This window comes from Paenibacillus sp. JNU01 (genome assembly GCF_059130585.1).
Genome location: NZ_CP169723.1, coordinates 18,649 through 41,342, shown reverse-complemented (window position 1 = coordinate 41,342; position 22,694 = coordinate 18,649). Strand labels below are relative to the sequence as shown.

General features: G+C 45.5%; 18 protein-coding genes. 2 read left to right on the top strand and 16 right to left on the bottom strand.

Annotated elements, in window-relative coordinates; genetic code table 11:
• Window positions 1-137: 137 nt before the first annotated feature.
• The 6 genes from NLBNIHML_RS00175 to NLBNIHML_RS00150 form a co-directional block, all read right to left on the bottom strand.
• On the bottom strand, window positions 138-1,121 hold the full coding sequence (locus tag NLBNIHML_RS00175; protein WP_494353469.1) for a sensor histidine kinase: 984 nt from the start codon (window positions 1,119-1,121) through the stop codon (window positions 138-140).
• The gene (locus tag NLBNIHML_RS00170) at window positions 1,118-1,822 is read right to left on the bottom strand and encodes a response regulator (protein ID WP_339242153.1); all 705 of its coding nucleotides are present in this window, start codon (window positions 1,820-1,822) and stop codon (window positions 1,118-1,120) included. Before NLBNIHML_RS00170 ends, NLBNIHML_RS00175 begins: the two co-directional genes overlap by 4 nt.
• A gap of 41 nt (window positions 1,823-1,863) precedes the next feature.
• Entirely contained in the window at window positions 1,864-3,192 is a 1,329-nt protein-coding gene (nagZ, locus tag NLBNIHML_RS00165) for a beta-N-acetylhexosaminidase (protein WP_494353468.1), read from the bottom strand.
• A gap of 413 nt (window positions 3,193-3,605) precedes the next feature.
• A complete protein-coding gene (locus tag NLBNIHML_RS00160) occupies window positions 3,606-4,709 on the bottom strand; it encodes an NADH:flavin oxidoreductase (protein ID WP_494353467.1) in 1,104 nt (367 codons plus the stop codon).
• Window positions 4,710-5,044: 335 nt separating this feature from the next.
• The gene (locus NLBNIHML_RS00155) at window positions 5,045-6,358 is read right to left on the bottom strand and encodes a hypothetical protein (protein WP_494353466.1); all 1,314 of its coding nucleotides are present in this window, start codon (window positions 6,356-6,358) and stop codon (window positions 5,045-5,047) included.
• Between the two features lie 183 nt (window positions 6,359-6,541).
• A complete protein-coding gene (locus tag NLBNIHML_RS00150) occupies window positions 6,542-7,591 on the bottom strand; it encodes a 2,3-butanediol dehydrogenase (RefSeq protein WP_339242147.1) in 1,050 nt (349 codons plus the stop codon).
• Window positions 7,592-7,980: 389 nt separating this feature from the next.
• Here NLBNIHML_RS00150 and NLBNIHML_RS00145 point away from each other — a divergent pair, with 389 nt between their 5' ends.
• The gene (locus tag NLBNIHML_RS00145) at window positions 7,981-9,018 is read left to right on the top strand and encodes a LacI family DNA-binding transcriptional regulator (protein ID WP_494353465.1); all 1,038 of its coding nucleotides are present in this window, start codon (window positions 7,981-7,983) and stop codon (window positions 9,016-9,018) included.
• Between the two features lie 124 nt (window positions 9,019-9,142).
• Here the strand turns inward: NLBNIHML_RS00145 and NLBNIHML_RS00140 are convergent, their stop codons facing one another.
• The gene (locus tag NLBNIHML_RS00140; protein WP_494353464.1) at window positions 9,143-10,111 is read right to left on the bottom strand and encodes a D-2-hydroxyacid dehydrogenase family protein; all 969 of its coding nucleotides are present in this window, start codon (window positions 10,109-10,111) and stop codon (window positions 9,143-9,145) included.
• A gap of 80 nt (window positions 10,112-10,191) precedes the next feature.
• A complete protein-coding gene (locus tag NLBNIHML_RS00135; protein ID WP_494353463.1) occupies window positions 10,192-10,773 on the bottom strand; it encodes a TetR/AcrR family transcriptional regulator in 582 nt (193 codons plus the stop codon).
• Window positions 10,774-11,001: 228 nt separating this feature from the next.
• Here NLBNIHML_RS00135 and NLBNIHML_RS00130 point away from each other — a divergent pair, with 228 nt between their 5' ends.
• On the top strand, window positions 11,002-12,222 hold the full coding sequence (locus NLBNIHML_RS00130) for an MFS transporter (RefSeq protein ID WP_494353462.1): 1,221 nt from the start codon (window positions 11,002-11,004) through the stop codon (window positions 12,220-12,222).
• A gap of 1 nt (window position 12,223) precedes the next feature.
• Here the strand turns inward: NLBNIHML_RS00130 and NLBNIHML_RS00125 are convergent, their stop codons facing one another.
• From NLBNIHML_RS00125 to NLBNIHML_RS00090, 8 genes are all read right to left on the bottom strand, one after another.
• Window positions 12,224-12,385, bottom strand: coding sequence for a hypothetical protein (locus NLBNIHML_RS00125; RefSeq protein WP_339243262.1), 162 nt, complete (start codon window positions 12,383-12,385; stop codon window positions 12,224-12,226).
• Between the two features lie 14 nt (window positions 12,386-12,399).
• Complete coding sequence (locus tag NLBNIHML_RS00120; RefSeq protein WP_494353461.1) at window positions 12,400-12,873, bottom strand: SRPBCC family protein; 474 nt, start codon at window positions 12,871-12,873, stop codon at window positions 12,400-12,402.
• Window positions 12,874-13,036: 163 nt separating this feature from the next.
• Complete coding sequence (locus NLBNIHML_RS00115) at window positions 13,037-14,128, bottom strand: HD-GYP domain-containing protein (RefSeq protein WP_339242137.1); 1,092 nt, start codon at window positions 14,126-14,128, stop codon at window positions 13,037-13,039.
• 283 nt (window positions 14,129-14,411) lie between these two features.
• Window positions 14,412-16,247, bottom strand: coding sequence for a UbiD family decarboxylase (locus NLBNIHML_RS00110; RefSeq protein ID WP_494353460.1), 1,836 nt, complete (start codon window positions 16,245-16,247; stop codon window positions 14,412-14,414).
• Window positions 16,248-16,460: 213 nt separating this feature from the next.
• On the bottom strand, window positions 16,461-17,792 hold the full coding sequence (locus NLBNIHML_RS00105) for a sensor histidine kinase (RefSeq protein ID WP_494353459.1): 1,332 nt from the start codon (window positions 17,790-17,792) through the stop codon (window positions 16,461-16,463).
• 2 nt (window positions 17,793-17,794) lie between these two features.
• The gene (locus NLBNIHML_RS00100) at window positions 17,795-18,463 is read right to left on the bottom strand and encodes a response regulator transcription factor (protein ID WP_339260783.1); all 669 of its coding nucleotides are present in this window, start codon (window positions 18,461-18,463) and stop codon (window positions 17,795-17,797) included.
• A 28-nt stretch (window positions 18,464-18,491) separates the two neighbouring features.
• Entirely contained in the window at window positions 18,492-20,456 is a 1,965-nt protein-coding gene (locus NLBNIHML_RS00095) for an ABC transporter ATP-binding protein/permease (RefSeq protein ID WP_494353458.1), read from the bottom strand.
• Window positions 20,457-20,743: 287 nt separating this feature from the next.
• Complete coding sequence (locus tag NLBNIHML_RS00090) at window positions 20,744-22,675, bottom strand: S-layer homology domain-containing protein (protein WP_494353457.1); 1,932 nt, start codon at window positions 22,673-22,675, stop codon at window positions 20,744-20,746.
• Window positions 22,676-22,694: the final 19 nt, after the last annotated feature.

Below are 22,694 nucleotides of genomic sequence, written 5' to 3'. Positions count from 1 at the left end.
TGGTAAAATCCAAAAAGACGCCTTCGCCTCAACCAGGCAATAGACGTCTTCATATCCATTTGACACATCATTATGTTAATACTCATCATGCTTCAGCCCAAATTCACACGTTCCACTCTCGTCTTCCACCTGCCACTTCAGGAGCTGAATGTAATTCGGACAGTTGTTCCTTCACCGTACACGGATTCAAGATTGATCTGATGATTCATTCGGGTCAGTATTTCTTTTGCAATATACAGCCCCATGCCAGTGGACTCTTTGAAATGCCGTCCGTTCTCCCCAGTGAAGAAAGGCTGAAATACCCGGTTCAGATCGGACTTTGGAATCCCGATGCCTTGATCCTGCACTTCCAGTAGGATGGAGCGTTCTGATTCATATGCCCGCATATGAATTTTTTGCCCGCTGCCCGAAGAATACTTGATCGCATTAGATAGTAGCTGTACTAAGACAAAACGAATCCACTTGGCATCGGATTGCACAACCAGTGAGGAATCGATATGCATCTCTGGATAGACATGATTGCGAATGAAAAATCGCTTCAGCTCATGGATTGCCTCCTCACCCGCAGTTTTCAGTACTACGGGTTCAACAGTGAAATCCTGTTCAAAGGTATCCAAACGGGCCACATACAGCACAGTCTCCAATCCACGTCTCATTTGGTCCGCTTCCTCCCGAATGCTTATGAGCCGAGGATCGTCATCCTCCTGATCTTCCAAGGTCAACTCAATGACCGACAATGGTGTCTTCATCTGGTGTACCCACTGATTCATAAACGTCAGATATTCTTGCTGTCGCTGTTCCAGTCGATGCAGGTGAGCATGATACTGTCCGTATTGTGAATCCAGCAACTTCTCCAATGCCTGTGATAATGGACTTGTTTCGTTCAAAGGTACAAATTCCTTCAACGAATCCATCGATCTGGATATTCGTTCATAAAACGAGCGATGTGAATAATAACGATAGACCAAATAGCCAACATACAAAAATAATCCCAACGCTACAGCATAAGCAGCGGTAATCCAATCACTATAACCGTCATACCAGAACACCGCCACCACGGTGAACAAGATAGCAACCACCCAGCAAGTTAAAGCGAGATGTTCACGAATAAACAATCTCATGATGGAGAGGAAGCCTTCCAGTTGTTGTTCAATCGGTAACCTGAACCTCTGACCGTTTCCAGTGCATCCGTAATGCCAAGCTCGGCTAATCGCTTACGAACCCGCGTAACGTTAACGCTGAGTGTATTGTCATCTACAAAAGAGTCATCCCACAGCTTCTCCAGGATCGTTTCCCTGCTTACCAGCTTGGGACTGCGACGCAGTAACGTTTCCAGCAGAATGGTTTCTTTCTTCGTCAGCTGCACTTTGCGATCGCCAAGTTGAATCTCCAGTCTTTCCAAGTAAACGACCAAGCCGTCCAGTTCCACCTTGCGTTCTTCATCACGTGCGGCATAGTCCCCATACACCCGGCGTAACTGACTCCGAATTTTGGCCATAACAATCTCGTGTTCGAATGGCTTGGTGATATAATCATCCGCTCCGTTCTCCAGTGCCATGACCTGATCCATCTTTCCGCTCCGGGCGGAGATAAACAGAATTGGGCAGGTAGATAATGTACGAATCTGGCGGCACCAGTAGAAACCATCATAGCTGGGCAAATTGATATCCAGTAGCACAACATGCGGTTGTACCTGTTCAAACTGCTGCACAATCATCTCAAAATCCTCGGCCAAAACGGCCTTATCTCCATAACGCTCAATATGTGACTTCAATAATCCCGCAATCTTGGGATCGTCCTCTACAATCATAATGGTATACATGGTTGGATCTCACCTCTGTCAAAATCATAACACAGGTTGTATTATCGAGCATCGACTTGATTACGCCAGTCCACAATATCTGCGTTCAGCTGCTTCAAGTCTCCATTGGGTTGCTGTTTGTCCGTTAATTTATACTGCTGCTTCAATGCCAGGATACGATATACACTTTCATCGATTCGGGATTCGGAGATGTCCCCTGACTTCACTGCACTTACTAATGTATCAAAAATCGTCTTGGCACTCTCATAACTATGAGCTACCAAAAGAATGTCACTACCTGCCTTAACAGTTGCTAGTGCAGCTTCATTCAACTTAAAGTTCTTCTCGATTGCTCCCATACTCAGGTCATCTGTGATGACGACACCGTTATACTTGAATTTTCCGCGCAGATGTTCACCAATGATGACATCAGATAAGGAAGCCGGATGATCGGGATCAAGCTTCGGAAACAGAATATGTGCTACCATGACTGCTTCCACTTGCTCCTTCACTGCGGCCTGGAACGGAATCCATTCAAGCTCAGCCAGTTGTTTTTCCGTTTTGTTCACAACAGGCAGATCCAGATGGGAGTCCACGGACGTATCGCCATGACCCGGAAAATGCTTCACTACGGGAATAATGCCTTCATTACGCAGACCTTTCATCTCCGCAATCCCCATACGCGATACCAGGTCTGCCGAGCTGCCAAATGAACGATCACCGATCACCGGGTTCTTCGGATTACTGTTCACATCCAGCACAGGAGCGAAGTCCACATTAAAACCTGCAAGCTGGACTTGTCTGGCCAGCAATTCTCCCATCGTTTCAGCGAGCGCGCTATCTTTTGTCTGGCCTACTTTTTGGTTGGATGGAATGGATTCCACGTTCTCCGGCATGCGGCTGACTTTGCCGCCCTCCTGATCCACACTCATGAAGATGGGTACCGGATTGGACTGATTCGTTTCCTTGATGGATTGTACAAACTTGGCTGTTCCCTCAAGCGTCGTTACATTGTTGGCGTAGAAAATAATGCCTCCTACCTTCTGATCCGCAATCATCTGTTTGGCCTGATCATCCAGCGTTGTACCCTGAACACCAGCGAGTATCATCTGTCCAATCTTCTCTTCTAACGTTAATGAACTGAGCTGCTCCTGCACCGGATCGACTTCTTCTGGTACTTCTTCCTGCGGTGGAGCGGTATTCTGCTCCGGCGATGAGGAAGATTGCCCTGAGTTAGAGCCAGCATTGGAGCCGGTATTCGAGTCCGTTGTGGAGGAAGGTTTCTGTGCTTGGCCACATGCCGATAAAAGCAGAATGATCCCCAGCAGAAGACATATCATATGCAGTGGTTTTCTCCATTTTTTGTTCGAGGTGTAACTATAGTTGTACAAGGATATTCATCCTCCTTATGTAATCTCGTCTTGGTAATTCAAAGGTTCAGGAGTAACCTTATCACAAGGTGAATGATTTTCAAAATGAGCGCTTCTGAGGATTGAATCGTTGTGCTGACATAATATGCAGCGAAAAAATTGGTTGCTATAGAACCTGAGATGTGGAACTTCAATGGTGTTGTGACTATGCTCGTGTGTGAAGTATGGGAGTAATAAACAGGTGCAGCGGTGCGGAAAATGTTTTTCTATTGTGAATTTTTCATATGTTGAAATTATAAGTATAGGTAGGTGAAAAAGCCGCCCAAAGGCGGCCTATTTGTTCGTTTATGTTTTGTTTTCGTTTCATTTTTCGTTGTAAATCGTCACCATTCGGCGTTGGTTCACTTTTTTTGCGAAACGTTCTTAGCCTTCAATTAATGAAGGGTTTGCAACACTTCCGTTGTAAATGGAATGATTTCGGATATGCGACCTTCCCGAACTTTGGCAGGCCATTCTGGATCACTAAGCAGAACGCGACCCAAGGCGATCAGGTCAAACTCATGATTCTCCAGCTTCTCATTTAGTAAATCCAAATGGGCATCCCCTGTTCCCTGGTTCTCGGTCGCTCTGTCCACAAATTCAGCTTCAAGCCCTACCGATCCAACCGAAATGGCTGGTTTGCCTGTGATTTTCTGTGTCCAACCCGCGAGATTCAGCTCGGATCCTTCGAATTCAGGCAACCAGAACCGCCGTGTAGAACAATGAAATATATCTACGCCAGCAGCACTGAGTGGTGCCAGGAATTGCTCCAATTGCTCCGGCGTTTCCACCAGACGTGCTTCATAATTCCCCATCTTCCATTGGGAGAACCGGAGCACAATTGGGAAATCAGGACCAACCGCAGCACGACAAGCTTCAATCACTTCAACCGCAAATTGGGTTCTTCGTACCAAATCACCACCATACTTGTCGGTTCTTCGATTCGTCTGCGCCCAGAAGAACTGGTCAATCAGATATCCATGTGCTCCGTGCAATTCAATTCCGTCAAACCCGATTCGCTGTGCATCCGCTGCCGCTTGGGCATACGCCTTCACAAGACCTTGGATCTCCTCTTCTGTTAATGGTTCACGTGATGGCTCACCTGCCATGCTAACCCCTGACGGACTTACAGGTTCAGCTTCTGCGTTAGGCAAGTCACCGGAACGACGTGCTGTACCCACATGCCACAATTGTGGCATGATTTTGCCACCCGCTTCATGCACTGCTTTAACTACATTAGCCCATCCTTGCAACGAATCTTCACCATGGAACAATGGTATACTCGCTCCGCTGACCGAAGAAGGATGATTGATGCCTGTACCTTCCGTAATGATAAGTCCTACTCCGCCTGCTGCTCTTCGACGGTAGTATTCAGCAACTTCCGGTCCAGGTACGCCCTCTGGTGAGAATCCGCGAGTCATAGGGGCCATAACGATTCGATTAGACAAGGTTAGCTTGTCCGAGGTAAAAGGTTTAAATAATGCTGAAAGTACGTTCATCGTATACTGCTCCTTTGCAATTGGAAGTATGGAACTTTCGCATTCATGTGAAATGCGACATGCTTTTGTATATCATAACATTAGTAACTCCGTTGACTGGTTTAGGATTATTTCTCTATCCATTCTATAGTTTCTTAATTTTATTTTCAAATTTTCGAAGTGAGTCATTCGAACTAATCTTTTAGATAAAAAAAGAAAGCTACCTTAACGGCAGCCTCAGTTTGATCACTCTACCGAAGCGGTCTGACTTGCACTCTGATGCATCTTAACGGATTTTCCCGGTCACCAATAATGTGGATGTCGCATAGTATATAATCCATAATCTTCCTTCCAATTTAATTAGCATTTACGGGGATATCATTGCGATTCACTCGAAGCAATTTCCCCGATGAAGTCGATAACACATCGGGATCGGTACCCAGACCAAAGTAGAAGTCGCCCCCGTTCTCTTCAAATGACTTGGCATACGTGTCCTGACTAAACCGTAAAATCTCATTCCATGTTGTCAGATCCGTGGATTGGTAGACCCGATTGATATATAGATTGGCACTTTGACGCGTGTACGTAAGCACATATACCTTACCATCACGCAACAGTACATCCGTAGGAAGCGCCTTGGCATCTGGCAGGTTAACTCGTTTGGCCTGGTTAATATCTGTCATAACATTCAAGGATTTGGGCAGCAGTTGTCCATCATTGAACACCCCTCCCGCTATATAGAGCAACTTATTATTAAAGTTAATATTTTTGCCTATTTTATTATAGGGAATGGTGCCCGTTTGATAAGTGAGTCCTGGCAGCATTTTGTTTCCATAGATGACAACGTCCCGTTTCTCAAGCTTTTCATTGATCTCCAGGATATTGGTTTTGTCATTCCATATTTTATTGGCCGGATACATCATGCCAGATGCATATAATTTGCCATTAAGATGGAACATGGTATAAGCCCGGAAGCCAAACGTATTGATTGTTGCATATTTCTGCCAAGTTTCACCTTCATTATGAGAGATTAATATCGTTGGTTTGGACTCTGTACCTAGCGCGGCAAACATCTTGCCTTGATAGGAAGCCAAATCGTATACGTGTACTCCGAGTGGAAGATTACGATATTTGGTCCAAACCTCTCCATCCAAACGATAGAAATTGCCGAGTTCCCACTTCTCACTATCCGAATCATTACCAGGAATATATAACTTGTCGTTAAGCACTCTGTAAATGTCAATCTGTTCCTCATCCACATACATCTTCGTCGATGGCAAAATGCCAGGGTTGCTGTTGGTCACCGACTGGGTCTTGAATTTCGCGTTCGCTGTATCATAATAAATGACCGGAATAGGGCCTGAATTCGGCGCTACGCCCAGATTACTGCTGTTCCCGTGACCCAAATATATTTTGCCGTTGTACAGTTGCATATCCCAGACGTTATTGGCATATGGTGTTTTGGTAAAAGGCCTTCCCAGCAGTTCTATCTTGGATGTTACATCCGCTGAAATGATCGGTGCATTCGACACCTTGGCAAGCTGACGTTCCGTAGCAGGTGGTTGACTAGTTGACGTGTTATTTTTCGGTTTGGAATTGCCCATGAGCATCCAGCTCATTCCTGCAACGATGGTCAAAATTACGGCTGTCCATTTCTTGTGTCTCTGCATGTCCGCTTCCTCCTTCATATTTTCAGAATGATTCCCTTCATACCGAGATGATACAATTTGTATCTTTTCATACTATGTAAAACCATCTGTACATGCAACAAATTTCGCCCGATCTGGACAAAAAAAAGTAGACAACCACATCTGTTGATGTGTTGTCTACTCGTTCTTACTATCTTGTGGATTCTATTCTGCTTTAACCAGAATCTTAACCTGATTTTTCTCTTTTAGCAGTGCTTCAAAACCATGTTCCACCACTTCATCCAACGAGATTCGTTTGGTTACCAGCTTGTCTGCGGGGAAGAAACCTTTATCCATCAGACTGATGACTGCCGGGAACACATCGCGATAACCGATAATACCGTTGACCGTACGCTCTTTCATAACAATAGAGTTCGGATGAATCGGTGCTTCCTGTTCAAAAATACTTACGATCATCAACTCTCCACCAATACGTGTGGAATCGATGGCTTGTTGCAGCACACGTGGTACACCGGTTACTTCATAAGCTACGTTAACGCCACCTTGTGTACGCTGATGGATTTCTTCTACGACATTGAACTGTGTTGGGTCAATCACAATCGCACCCAGTTCTTCCGCTTTAGCTTTTCGTTCGTCCGATAATTCCACAACATAAATATCAGAAGCTCCCGAGGCCTTAAGTGCTTCAATGACCAATAATCCAATCGGGCCAGCACCAAACACGGCTGCCGTATCGCCCACTTTCAGCTTGCTTTGGCGCACAGCGTGAAGTGCTACAGCCGAAGGTTCAACCAGTGCACCTTGCTCATACGAGATTGAATCCGGTATGGCATGGACCATGTATTCTTCAGCAGTTACATATTCGGAGAATCCGCCTCCGCCTCCAGCGAGTCCAAGGAAACCCATTTTATCGCACAGATTGTATTTACCTTGTTTACAAGCTTCGCAGTGTCCACATGCGTAGATCGGTTCTACAACTACACGATCGCCCGCCTTGAAGCGTGTAACGCCTTCCCCTACCTCAACCACCTGTCCTGAGAATTCATGCCCCATGACTACAGGCGCTTGTTCCCCTGTTAGCGGATGCGGTGCTTGAGCCGGAATAAAAATTGGACCCGCTGTGTACTCGTGCAAGTCACTGCCGCAGATGCCGCACCATTCCACTTTTATTTTGACCTTACCTTCTTCAGGATGAGGTTCGTTAATATTTTCGAGACGTAAATCTTTGACTCCGTGCCAACGTAATGCTTTCATTCATTTCATCTCCCAGATCATAATTTATAGTATAATCGGAAACGTTTCCGTAAATTAAATATGTCACATTTTAGATACGCTGTCAAACATATTTCTACACTAATATGTCTATTTTGTGATCATATCGAGTTTTAATTAAGAACGCTTACACTTTTATTAAAGTTATTTTAGCGGTATTGTGTAACCGCTCTAATCCAAGTTATTAAGATATATCCTGGCAAATAATACTGCAGACGGAATGAAATATAATCATACTTCGGCATAAATGTGGTCCAATCATAGGATACTTCATAGCTCAAATGTTATAATTAAGTTATATACTTATCGCGAAGTGCATACATATCCCTAAATATTCGGAATCGTTTCCGATAAAGTGAGGTAAACGTACATTGAGGAAAGAACAGAAACTGACGATCAAGGACGTGGCTGAGCGTGCCGGCGTGGGCATCGCTACCGTATCCCGGGCCATCAACAATTCAGAAGGCATAAGCAGTAAAACACGAGATAAGGTGATGAAGGCCATTGAAGAACTGGGTTTTGTACCCAACACCTCCGCACAGAGTCTGAAAATCCGGCAAACGCACCAGATCGCGCTCGTTGTACCCGACATACGTAACGCCATTATTCCGGAGATTTCATGGTCTGTTGAGCAAACGGCGAAGCAGCATGGTTACCATGTCGTGCAGATCAATACGGCAGGCAATGCCCGTACCGAGTTGGAGACAATACGTAATGTGAAAAAATTGCATGTAGATGGATTGATCTTCATGCCTCTGGCCTATCCCAAAACGTTACCCGGACTGATTGATAAAGCCCCGCTCCCCATCTCTATGATTAACTACGGCAAGAAACTGGAACCGGGAATGAGGGCAGATATCGTCTCTCTGTCTCAACCCGAAGGCAAACTGGTCATGGAGCATCTGTTCAAAATTGGGCGGACGCGAATCGCCTATGCCGGTGCACCCAAAGACATTATTGAAGAGCGCTTCCGTGCTTATGAGCAAGCTGTAGGCCATGTGGACATTTCTCTCGTCTACTTTGGTGAGGACTTTTCCTTGAATACAGGTGCCAATGCTGCAGATTATTTCTACGGACTTACGCATATGCCAGATGCAGTCTATGCCATTAATGATATGGTTGCCATCGGATTGGTTAATCGGTTCAAGGAGTTGGGGGTTCGTGTACCTGAAGATGTGGCTGTAGTGGGTGTAGATAACAATCAGTGGACCACGGTCTCGTCTCCGCAGATTAGTTCTGTATCCATTATGGGTGAGGAGGTTGCCAGACTTGCTACCGAACTGTTGTTAAAGCGGATTCGGGAGATGAACACGACCGATTACGAACACATTCAATTCGAACCACGCTTAATCGTTCGTGAATCAAGCGTCGCCAGGATTCATTCTTCCCAGCGAGGACGACACAGTTAGATTTTTTTTGCTACACAGATACTCTAAAAAGGTGTTGCTCAGGTCTAACTCTTTCCTGGCAGCACCTTATTTGTCTATAATCCCATATATCTAAAGCTACGTCTTTATTCAGCACCGTTTTTTTCTAAGGAAGCATTTGCCTGATCGGTGTTCCGTTCAGGAACATCGCTATGTTTTCTACGGTGTGACTATAATAGATCTCATAATTGCCACGAGTCACATAACCCAGATGCGGTGTAGCCAGGACATTGGGCAAAGTTCGCATAATATGGTTAACCGGCAGCGGTTCCTGCTCATATACATCCAGACCTGCGCCAGCAATCAAACCACGCTGTAATGCATCTACCATAGCTTCCTGATCAACAATACCCGCTCGCGACGTATTAATGAATAGCGCACTCGATTTCATTTGTTGAAATTCGGCTTGTCCAATCAGATTGCGCGTACGATCACTTAATACCAGATGAATGGATATGATGTCGCTCTGTGCAAGCAGTTGCTCCTTGGTCTCGGACCAAATGACACCATGTTTTTCGGCTTTCTCTCGTGTCAGATTCTCGCTCCAGGCCATCACATTCATGCCAAATGCTTGTGCGATCTCAGCCATGCGAGTGCCTATCTTGCCCAAACCGAGCAATCCAAGTGTTCTCCCATGCAGATCCAATCCTACAGTGCTCTGCCAGTTTCGATTGGAGCGAAGTGCATTATTCTCCGTAACCAGCTGTCTGGACAGTCCCAGTATTAGCGCCCACGTCAGTTCCGTTGGTGGATTAGAGCTTCCCTCGGTTCCACACACAATGATCCCTTTTTGCTCCGCAGCCTTAAGGTCTATGGACGCATTACGCATGCCACTTGTAATCAGAAGTTTCAGCTTAGGGAGCTGCGAAATAACCCTCTCCGGAAATGGTGTACGTTCCCGCATCAGGACCACAATATCGAATTCCTGCAATTCTTGAATGACTTTTTCTTCCGAGCCCATATAGTTGTTGAATGTCTGAATCTCCACCCGATCCATCAACGAACTCCAGTCTGCCGACGTCAGCGCAACGTTTTGATAATCATCCAAAATTGCACAGCGCAACTTCGTATCCATCCCTGATCTCCTCCTATATCTGCTCACTTCTTAAACATATTGTAGCAACTCCGCATCACTTTAAACAGAATAAATCCCTATTACTGCAGCAAAGACAGCGTAACCTTGATGCTCTGCTCTACAAACAAGCGGTCCGGTCCTGATTTCATCAGTACAGTTAGTCCAATCATGGATACAACCAAAGACTGTGCTACCGCACTCGCATTCAAGTCAGCGGACAATTCCCCGCTCTGTTGGCCTCTTTCTATCGTTTCCTTGAAAAGAACACCCAGATACATCTGATGCTCCCGTGTGAGGACAGCGAATTTGGGGTCATGTGGAGCCAGCTCAACCATCGTATTAATGCAAAAACAGCCATGACTAGGCTCGGTTACACTCCCTTCAGCTCCAATATGTTCAAACAGCCCACGGAAGGCTTCTCGCACCGTGGAGCCCTGTTGAAGTCTGGCTCTGACTTGGGCCGCATGCTGCGTGGTATACCTGCGAAGTGCGGTTTCGAATAATTCCTTTTTATCGCCAAAAGCTGCGTACAGACTGGGACGTTGAATGCCCATTGCGGTCGTCAAATCACTCAAAGATGACGCTTCGAACCCCTTGTCCCAAAACGTATGCATTGCTGCATCGAGTGCTTTGTCCGTATCAAATTCCCGTTGTCTAACCATACATTCCACCTCTTTATGTATCGTTCAGTATATTTATATTGTAATCTCATAACAATAAATAAGTCAAAGATCACTCATTTGAAATGAAATAAGTCCAGCTAAAAAGCGTTTTTAACTACTTCGAAACTCTCGTCCAATTCTCTGTTGACAGTGTTCATGCAAATAAAGTATGGTTATCCCGAAACATATCATACCAATCAGTACAGAATAGAAAGGTGACAACCATTCATGCAAATTTCTTCTCCAGATGCACAATTATCCAATAAGGATCGTCCTGCCATGTCAAGGTTAGTTGCTCTTCTCTTTGCCGTGTGCAGCGGACTTGCGGTCGCCAATATTTATTATGCTCAGCCTTTGCTGGACTCCATTGCTCAAGAGTTCAACCTCTCTCCATCATCCATAGGGATCGTCATCACAGTGACTCAAATATGTTATGCCCTGGGGCTGTTCCTTCTCGTTCCGCTCGGGGATCTCTTAAACCGCCGCAAGTTGATAATAATCCAAATGCTCTTATCCGTACTTGCACTGGTTCTGGTAGGAACCGCAAAGTCCAGCTCACTTTTATTCACTGGTATGGCTGTCGTAGGTCTACTCGCGGTCATTACACAGACATTGGTTGCCTTTGCTGCACACTTGGCAGCCCCTACCGAACGTGGTCGCATTGTCGGGCAGGTCACCAGTGGAATCGTCATTGGCATATTACTTGCACGAACGGTTGCAGGTACGCTTAACGATTGGCTCGGGTGGAGATCGGTGTATCTCTTCTCTGCCAGCTTTACTTTACTCGGAGTTGTCGCCTTATATCTTGTTCTCCCAAGGCAACAGTCCCCACAAGTAAAACAAAGCTATGTCCAATTACTCAGCTCTGTCTTGCAACTGTATCGTGAGTTGCGTGTATTACGAGTACGAGGTGTATTAGCCATGCTGATTTTTACAGCCTTCAGCATCTTGTGGACTTCCATGGTTCTGCCACTAAGTAGCCCTCCACTGTCCCTGTCTCATACGCTTATAGGTGCATTCGGTCTCGCAGGAGCGGCCGGAGCAATGGCCGCTGCCCGTGCAGGTAAACTCGCCGATCGGGGCCTTGGGCAAAAAACAACCGGTATCTCTCTTGTCATTCTGCTCTTGTCCTGGCTGCCCATCGGCTATGTCCATCACTCGTTGTGGTTCCTGATCCTCGGCGTTATCCTGCTCGATCTCGCCGTGCAAGCCGTACATGTTACCAATCAGAGCCTGATCTACGAAGTTCGTCCCGAAGCACAGAGCCGCCTGACGGCAGCATATATGATCTTTTACTCCATCGGCAGTGCAACCGGCTCCATCGTTTCTACCCAGGTGTATGCATGGGCGGGTTGGACAGCGGTTTGCTGGTTAGGTGCGGGTGTTAGTGCAGCCGCACTTCTGTTCTGGATGATTGATCGTCATATGCATCGGAATCTCGATCGTTGAATTAGTCCAGTTTATTCCACACCACAATAAAGAGGGTTGCCAAAGGACCCAACAACAGGGAAATCAGAAACCAGTTTCGACCACTTCTGTTTTTTCCCTGTGCAAGTCCGGCATTAATCAAGGCAAGGGTGCCCCAACCTACATAATACTCATTATCCATCAAAAGTCTTCTCTCCTTTATTCGTTCAATTCCGGATACTGCTCAAGGATCACTTTAAGTTTACGGTTACGACTCTCCAGAAATGCCAGCATGTATCTCTTCAGCACAAGTCGCTCCGTTGCCCACCCTAGCAATCCAAGTGGTGCTTCAAACCGCAGCGTGTCTCTCATGCATGTCATCTGTTCTCCAATTGCGCTGAAATGATGTTCATGTCGCATGCTCTTGAAAGCCCCCTTCTCCATCTGATCGACAAATAAAAACGGTCGTTCAAACTGCACAATTCGGGACTTCAACTTCTGTCTGACACCCAGGTGGGTGGCCTGAAAGGTAACGGTATCCCCGGCTCCAATTTTTCCTGTGGTTACTCCAGCGACCGCTCGTTCTCTCGTATGTTTCCAGACAGTCTGTGTATGTAGGTCAATATCCCGGGCATAGTCAAAGCATCGTTCAATCGAGGCAAGTATCGTAATCTCTGTTGTCACTTCAATCATGACGATCGCTCCTTGGCAGGAAAAATAAGGTCTTTGCAAAGTATAACCTTGCTTCGTTGGTCGAACAACACAGCAAAAGGGATATAACAAAAAAAAGGGTCCCCTGTCTTAGTACAGGAGGCCCGTCTTTCATGTATTGGCAGAATAGCAAAGGCTGCCGATATTAAATAAGCAATTCATCAATGGCAAGCGTACGCTCTTTGGAAAGATCGCGATATTCTTCCGACTCCACTTTGATGAGCGGTTTGAAAATATCAGACGTATTGTTCATGACAATAACACCTTTTTCTCCATTGCTGAGCAGGACTTGTTTTCCGATAAAATTAGGAAGTAAATGCTGCATCAATGCCTGAACCGGCTTTTCATTCAATTTACCAAATCCCATTCCATAAATATCTCTTAGGTTGTTGATGAGGTTTGGATTGCTTCCCCCGTGACTCCCGGATCTCATGCCGATATAGATATCAGCTACAGATACGATCTGGGTATAGGGGTGAATTTCACTTTTCTCAAGTTGCATTGGATAACCCGACCCATCTTCCCGCTCGTGATGTTGCAGAGCAACCAGTGCTGTCGCTTCATCCGTCATGGAATTTTTGATGATTTCATGTCCATATATCGTGTGACGCTGCATTTCAAGCTGCTCGTCCGCTGTCAACGGTTCTGTTTTGTTCCGAATCCGGTGGGAGACTTTACACTTTCCAATGTCATGCAGATAACCACCGCGACTAATCTGATAACTCTCTTTTTGAGAATATCCAAGCCAGTTCGCGAGGTAGAAGGACAACAATCCGACTTGAATTGAATGTGTATAGTTATTGACATCATCCCGCTCCAGCATCATCAGGAGATGGACGACATCTTTCTGCTCATCCAGTCCTTCAACCATCGGTTGCAGTGCATCATCCACCATGGTGGCGTTGAACTTGCCAACAGTCAGAGCTTCAAGAAAAGCATTTTGATAATTATGTACGGTCTGAATAAATTGGGACTTCATCTCTTCTTCTGGCGGCTCTTCCTTCGTACTTGTACTTAACCCGGAAGCATGCTTGGCGGCTGCAGCAAAAAATTCTGCCTCAGTGATTTCCTCTTCGCGTGATTCAATATCTACATAATCTACACGGTGCTGCATAAGCAAGGTAATATCCTCACCTCTGATTACTGTTCCCTTCCCGAGAACGTGTAATCCTGCATCGCTGAATGTATCCGCAGTCAGACGGTCTCCGTCTTGCAGGTTCATAATATGGATTCTCAAATCGGTATTCCCCCTGAACAATTCATTATAGTAACAGCACCCAATGGAACGGGGCCACAAAAATACCTATACTTCTTTATATCGTTATAATTCTTCATTTCATACATAGTTCAAACGACCTTAATCACAAAGGTAAATACGAACATGTAAGACTTTATCCTCACTCCAATATCCAAATTAGTCCCGGTTTTAAACTTTTTCACACTTTTGTGTCTTATCGCTGGATCAGAGCAAGCCAAAGAAGTTCAAACGCTCCGTTTGAACTTCTTTAAGACAACTCGTATTAGATTTTGATTGAACCCAGACTTGCCCCTTTAACAAATAAACGTTCAATGCTCTTCTCAACCGAAGCATCGGGAATCAGTGGCGGTGCCTGGTGAGGTTTGGTCCGCGCATCAATAATCACCTGATCACAACCCCAATGCTTGTGGTCATATCCGCTATTAACTCCATACATATCATGTGAAGGGTTACTCCGGGTAAACGTGGCCCACAAAAAGTTACTGAGATTAGCACTCAGGAACGAACTGTCATCACAGAGGATAATCATCGGGCAAGAGTCCAGACCTCCCTGTTCTTTCAATAGAGACGTGAATGCTTGCATCTCCTGCGCTGTATCCGCATAACTTGTGAAGGCTGATGTCTGGATTGCGACGATGCCCGGCATGATGAGCTGTGGATTTTCATATCCGCGTATGTTTTTCAAAGACTCCGGAACTTCCGTACACAGATCCCGAACCTTGTCCCCATATGCGGCAAACACAACCTTGCTACCGCTGTTCAGTCCTGTACCGGAGTAATCCAGCGTATCAATCGTCGTATGGGTGTGGAAATGAATATCTCGCTGCATATTCATACGCTCCAAGATATAGGTCAGGAATTCGACTTCCTTATGGGTATCCAGAGGCTGCTGATCCTCAGCAGTTATAAACAGGTACTTCGCCAGACTGAGCTGACCTGTACCCAAAATTCGGTTGGCAATCGTAAGCAGCTCTGTTGGCTGTTTCACCGTCTGATAAGGCGTATACCGTTCACTGCCGATGGCGAACAGTAATGGATGGACCCCTGCCGCATCGACCGCATGCACTTCTTTAACGCCCGGAATCTCCTGTTTAATGGCATCCCCTGTAATCTCATGTATCAAATCACCAAATGCCGTATCCTCTTGAGGCGGACGACCCACAACCGTAAATGGCCAGATGGCATTAGGTTTGGCATAGACCTTATGAACACGCATTAACGGGAATTCATGTGTCAGGCTGTAATAACCCAGGTGATCCCCAAACGGTCCTTCCGGCTTCGTCTCGCCTGGGTAGATATCACCCGTGATGACAAAATCAGCATCATTGCTGATGCAATATCCGTCCTTGTAACTGTACCGGAAGCGACGTCCGGCGAGCAAACCGGCAAATGTCATCTCACTAAGTCCTTCTGGCAGAGGCATAACGGCTGAAAGTGTATGTGCTGGTGGACCCCCAATGAAAATGCTGACTTTCAGTGGTTCTCCTTTTTTGACCGCTTTGGCTTGATGTACACCAATTCCTCGATGAATCTGATAGTGTAATCCAATTTCTTTGTTCATTTCAAAATCATTGCCATTCAGTTGAACCCGGTACATTCCCAAGTTCGAATTCATGATGCCGGGTTTATCTGGATCTTCGGAATACACTTGCGGCAGTGTCACGAATGCCCCACCGTCCATGGGCCAGTGTTTGATTAGGGGAAGATCCGAGATTTGAATCTCTTGTGCCGACACGGGTAGACTGATAGACTTCTGTTTCGGCAGCGCCTGCCATGCGGCAAGACCAGTGCGGACATGTTGAAACGGCGTCTTAAGCGCCTTCATCGGATCGTCACGAACAGCCATGACCCGTTGTACGCCTTCGAGCGTCCCCCGGAACATGAATTTGCTTCGCTCCACCGTGCCGAAGAGATTCGATACGGCCTGGAACTTCGAGCCTTTTACATTTTCGAATAACAATGCCGGGCCTTTAGCCTCGTGCACTTTCATATGGATGGCTGCCATTTCCAGATGAGGATCAACCTCTTCTTTGACCCGAATCAAATGACCGTGCTGCTCCAGATCGTTAATACAATCTTCCATATTGCGATAGTTCATTGAATGGCTCCATTCTGTGTATGATAAATTGATTAAGTTCATAGATTCACATAACGTCTCTTCTATTTTATCAAATGATTCACTGCTAAACAAAACTATATATGAAATTTTGTTGAGTATCCTAGAATCAAAAAAAAGCAATATGAAGCAATCTGAATCCTGAACGTACAGGAGCCGATTGTATTCATATTGCTGCTTTCAATTCTGGGTTGCCTAAGATGTGATAACCGATCTGGGAATCGTGACTATAAACTGCGTACCTTTTCCAACTTCGCTCTCTACATCAATGGTACATTGATGCAATTTCAAAATTTTAATCACAATGGACAACCCTAACCCATTGCCTCGAAGTGAGCTGCTTCGCGCTTTGTCCACCATATAGAATCGATCAAAGATATACGGGAGGGCTTCCGCAGGTATTCCTTGTCCAGAATCTCTAATCAATACCTTCACGAATGAAGATGACGTCTCAATCTCGACATGAATGGTACCCTCAGGACCGGTGTATTTGATCGCATTGTTTATTAAATTCTGCCAGACTTGATCAAACAAATCTTTGTCCACGGTGATCTCGCAGGGCAACAAGTCCAATTCGATCTGTATATCCTTCTGCGACCAATGCGGCTCCGCCAATAAGATCGCCCTTCTTAATTGTTCATCGACCTGGAACGTGGTGAAATGAACCGGATGATGCTCCGAATCCAGCGAGGCTAGCCGAAGCAGATTATCACTGAGCCTCGATAAGCGCAGCGTTTCCTCATAGATAATATCCAGATGCTCTTTCTGCTCTTCCAAAGGAATAACACCATCCTGCAGTGCTCTGGTAAATCCCCTGATCGAAGTGAGCGGAGACTGCATTTCATGAGAGACGTTGCTGACAAAGTCATCACGAACCGAATCGATTTTTTGCAACTCACTGGCCATATGATTAAAGCTCTCCATCAGTTCCCCGAACTCATCCTGATTATTATGTTTCAAGCGAACAGACAGGTCACCTGATGACATCTCCTTCGCAGCAACCGTTAACCTCTTAATCGGTTTCACAATGTACCCGGACATGAACAGGATTAATAGGCTACCAATGACCAGTACTGTTAATAGTGAGGTTAAGAGCGTGTTGCGCAGTGTGTGAAAAAGAGAAGAGAAATCGCTTTGTATCAGAAATGTGCCGATCCCCTCGTTTGTTCCGGGAACACCTATGGTCGCAATGCCATCTTTACTGGATATAAACATGGCATCGGTTGTCCCCGCCTCAAATAACGAATGAACTTTATCCTCTGGCAAGGAAGACAACACGTCACTTTGTTCATTCACGGGCGTGATATTTAAGCCATAGCGGGCAAAGATATCGAAGCTTGATTTCACTTTTTCCGGATCATCGATCAGGTTAATCATTGTAGCGATGTCTTCAGCAAAGGTAACCATAAAACGATTCGGCGCTTTTTCGCGGGACCCGTTATTGATCATAAAGGAGAGAATCAAACTCACCAGAACAATCCCGATAAAGGTAGCTACAATTCGAAGTCGCAGGCTCTTTCTCAGCATCTTCATGCCCGCTCCAGTCGATATCCAAGTCCTCTTATCGTTGAGATTACCAGTTCAGGTACAGGTTCAAGCCGTTCCCTTAACCGCTTGATGTGCACGTCGACTGTACGCTCATCGCCTTCATAATCGATGCCCCATAGATCATCGATAAGCTGTGTACGTGTGAATATTTTCCCTGGCGAACTCGCCAGAGAAAATAACAATTCACATTCCTTCTTTTTCAATTCAATCGTTTGTCCGTCCGCAACGACCATCAGATTACCCAAATCAATCGTTACACCGCTGATCTGAATGATATTCGATGAACTTTTGTTATATCGTTTCAATAACGATTTTACACGCAGGATTAACTCCACAGGATCAAAAGGTTTAACCAGGTAATCGTCTGACCCGGCATTAAATCCTCTGACCTTGTCCTTGGATTCTCCCTTGGCGGTGACCATCAGGATCGGAATATCCAGATAGGATCGGATATCTTCTGTCAATTCAATGCCGTCGATTCGAGGCATCATTACATCTACAATCGCCAGATCAACTTTCGTATGAGAGAGAAGATCTAACGCCTCTTGACCGTCTGCTGCTTCCAGCACGGAAAATTGATTCTTTTCAAGATAGATTCGGATTAATTTGCGGATATGGGAATCGTCGTCCACCACCAGAATCGTGTTCATGTAGCCATTATCCTTTCCGCCATTCGTTTTATTCGTATCGCAAGGATTCCATCGGGTCCAGTTTCGCCGCTTTTGATGATGGCATCAAACCAGCCACGATACTAATCGCTGTACTTACCACGAGACCAAACAAGATGTAATATCCCGAGAGATGAATCAGTTTTGCTCCAAACGCATTGTCCAGAAGTATATTTAACACATAACTTATGATCACTGCAAAGATTACCGCAATAATACCACTAAATACGCCTAATAAAGCAGATTCCGAGAAGAATATTCGCTTGATATCCTTCTTTCTCGCTCCAATTGCCCGCAGTATTCCGATCTCTTTCGTGCGTTCCACGACACTAATATAGAGTACAACCAGTATCATAATACCGGATACGATCAACGAAATGCCTGCAATACCCGCGAGTACAATGGAAGCCATACTTACGTAAGTCGTGATATTCTCCATGACCTTGGCCATCTGGGAGCCTGCGAAGCCAGCGTCAACAGCAGCTTCATTGATATCATTTACATATTTCATATCGGTGGCATAGGCATTAACCTGAATCGGTCCAATTGATATTCCTTTGTCCGAGAACATCTGCTCTAACGTCTCTGATGAGATGTATCCCGGGGATTGTTGCATTGGAGATCGTTGATCTGCCGCTTCGTAGATCCCTGAGATGGTTACTTCTTTCTCCAAAGTCACTGGTTTATTATTGCTATCCATCTCATTGATATATAGAAGCACGGACTTACCGATCATGGAATCAGCTTGGTCATTTCCGCTTAATTTATTCGCCGTATCAAGGGGTAACAAGATCTCATTTTCTGCCGGGAGAACTCCCGTTGTCATCAGTGCGGGATCAAAAGCATCCGTTAATGTCGTTAACTGCGTAAGTCCCACACTTTGTTTTTCATTCACCATCGTTGATTGGCCTGTAATGGTCGTAATTGTCTCTACATGATCCACATTAGGAAAATTGCGAATCCTCTCGATATCAGCTTCGGTGAACGGTTCACCTGTTGCCATCAAGGCTTCGGGACCTTGCATGTCTTTGGCTTCTTCACTCGGCTTGGTTATATCCACAAGCAAAGGGTCCATACTTGAATTGATTTCGTCGTTCATATACGTCGTTATCCCATTCCCCAAGGAAAGCATCAGGAGTACACTTAATATACCTATAGATCCACCTAAAGCGACCAGGACATTACGCTTGGCGTTGAGTTTCATATTTTTGAGTGCCATCTTGAAGGAAGCAAGCAAGCCCAGGCTACGGGAAGAACCTTGACCACTTTCGTAGACAGTCGTAGAAGGATCTTTGAGATGAATATCATCACTGATGCGCCCCTCTTCTACCTTCACAATACGTGTACCGGAGTCAGCAACTTTCTGCGAATGAGTTACGGCGATCACAAGCATTCCCTTTTGAGCTATGCTGTCGAGTAGGGCCAGGATTTGATCTCCGTTTTCTCGATCCAGCGCGCCTGTCGGTTCATCTGCGAGAATAATGTCCGGATTGTTGGATAAAGCCCGTGCAATGGAAACCCGTTGCTTCTGACCTCCGGATAACTGGTTGGGACGTTTGTTCAGATGATCCTTCAGTCCAACCTCTGTTAATATTTCAACGGCACGTTGATTTCGCTCTTTTTCATTGGTATCCGTCATTTGCATCGCAATCGTCACATTTTCGAGGACGGACAGATGTGGGATCAGATTGAAATTTTGAAAGACAAAGCCGATATTATTCTTCCGATAATCGTCCATTTCCTTCTCTGTCATGGCACTTAAGTTCTTGCCACGAACAACGACGTCCCCTTCATAATCGGAATCCATCCCACCAATGATATTCATCAGTGTCGACTTACCGCAGCCAGATTCACCAAGGATAGAGACAAATTCCCCCGTCTGAAAACTCAGGTTCAAACCGTGGAGGACCGGAACTCTTTCTTTTCCATATAAGGTGTATGACTTCTTCACATTTTTGACTTCTAGTATTTTCATATGGATCTCTTCCTCTCCTGATCAAGCACAATATCTATCTATTTGATGTTCATATCGTACCAAATCTGTATGAACTGATAATGAACTGGGCCATTGGCCTGTAGGAGTGGTTCAAAAGAACGATATGTAAAAAACACCTACAGCTTTGCTTGAAATAAATCATTTCAAGTAAGTGTAGGTGCAAGACAACCCGAATCCTCAGATATAAGGACTCGGGTTGTCTTATTTCGTTACTATTCTGTCATCGTAGTGTCTGTGTAAATAATCTTTAGTTCAACTTATATCGTTTAGATTAATCCGGCTTTTGCCAGTAGCCTTTTCACAATCGCCGCCGATTGCGCACGACTAATATCTGCTTCTGACATCAATTTGCCATCAGCACCTTGTACCAGTTCTTGTTTAATTGCCGAAGCAACCGGCTCTGCAGCCCAAGCCTGTACTTTAGCACTATCACTATATGTGCTCAGCAGACTTGTTGTCTCTGACGCGTCGGCCTGTGCCAGACCGACCAGTTTCATCGCACGTGACACAATCGTCAACGCTTCAGCACGAGAAATTTCGCTGTTAGGACGGAAGCTATCATCAGCATAACCTGAGATCAAGCCGTAGGACACGGCAGTTTGAACCTCATCCTCATACCAGCTGCCTGTCTTCACATCCGTGAATGATGTCGCTTCTGTGCTAATCGGGGAGTGCAGACCCAAACCTCTTAACAGAACAGCCGTGAACTCCGCTCTCGTAATACTCCGGTCTGGCGCAAATACGTTCTCACCGGTTCCTTGTACGATCAGACGGGATGCCAGATCCTGTACATCATCACGGCTCCAGTGACTCGTTACATCACTGAATGTTGTCGGGTGATAGATCAGGGCGTAAGTACTGTTCGTCAAGCTGTTAATAATAGCAGAATCTTGTCCATTTCCTTTGATAACCTTCGTCGGCACATGCAGAAGACTGCCATCTGGCTGAAGCACAACACCAGTCGTAATCTTTGAACCATCTACTCCCTCAGGCAATGTGATGGAGCGTTCTACATAAGAGTTGAAACGATCCACATTGACTTGTTGTCCATTCCAGATGGCTTTTACTTCAAAATCAACTGGAGCTGAAACCACCGTAGTATTCTGCATCGTGTCCGCTGCGGCCTGAATGGCTGATTGCTTGGATGCAGCACTAGGTGCAATAGCGATTTGAATGGTAATATCTTCGAGTGGAACAGTGCTTCCGAATTGGTTCAGAACCTGATCAATCTGAATCTGATTTGCCGGGAGGGTGTACGTACCACTGTCTGTCTGAATCACAACTTCGGCATTACTTCCTTCCATCGTTTTAACCAGTTTGCCGTTCAGTTCACCAACGACCGCATCCTTGCCAGTACCTGTAATCGGCAGCAGTAGTGTTCTTAGTCCACTTCCAATCTGATTGATGACTTTGTCATTATCCACGTGAACAGTGGTGGTAACCAGATTGTTTACCGTTGATGTGGTAGCCGAAGCAGATTGTTCCTGTTTCTGTCCGTTCACATAGATGTCTACACCTTTGGTTACCGCTGGAGTAGAAGGAACAGGTGTAACCACTGGTGAAGTTGGCGATACGCTCCCTCCCGAGGAGGAACCTGGATTAGGTGTAGAATTACCACCGCCCGAGTTTGCTGCTGTAATTGTGATGGTTCCACCGGACAATTGAGTGTAGCTCTGATGTTCAACATTCGTAAAATGCCAATGCTCTGAATCCGTTTGATCTACAGAGAGCTGTTTTGTTCCCGGCGTCGCATTGTTTTTGGCTTTGATCTCGATATCAAACATTTGTTGTTCATCTACAATTGGATTGTTCCCTCCAGAAAAATCAACCCAAATGATCCGTACCCAGCCTTCTGCATTATTGATTTCATACTGGAAATCTGCTACACCTTCTTCATTGGAGGATATGGTGTTGGCGTTGATGGATTTAGGCGTGATCCGAACAATTTCCAGTGCAGACGTATCATAATCAATCTGCATATTATAAGCTTTCACTCCGAAATAGGATTTCTTCAATGCAACAGGTACATGAACGCTCTGCCCTGCCTGTACGCTTACATTTGCGAATTGTACTTGAGCTGCTTCTACCGGCTCTGCTCCAGCTACATTTGGCAATATGAGTGAAGAGAGTAATGTCAGTGCAATGAGACCCGACATTGTTTTTCTGATTCTGGGACGTTTCTTTTTCGGTTGAAACATGTAATAGCCTCCATGTCTG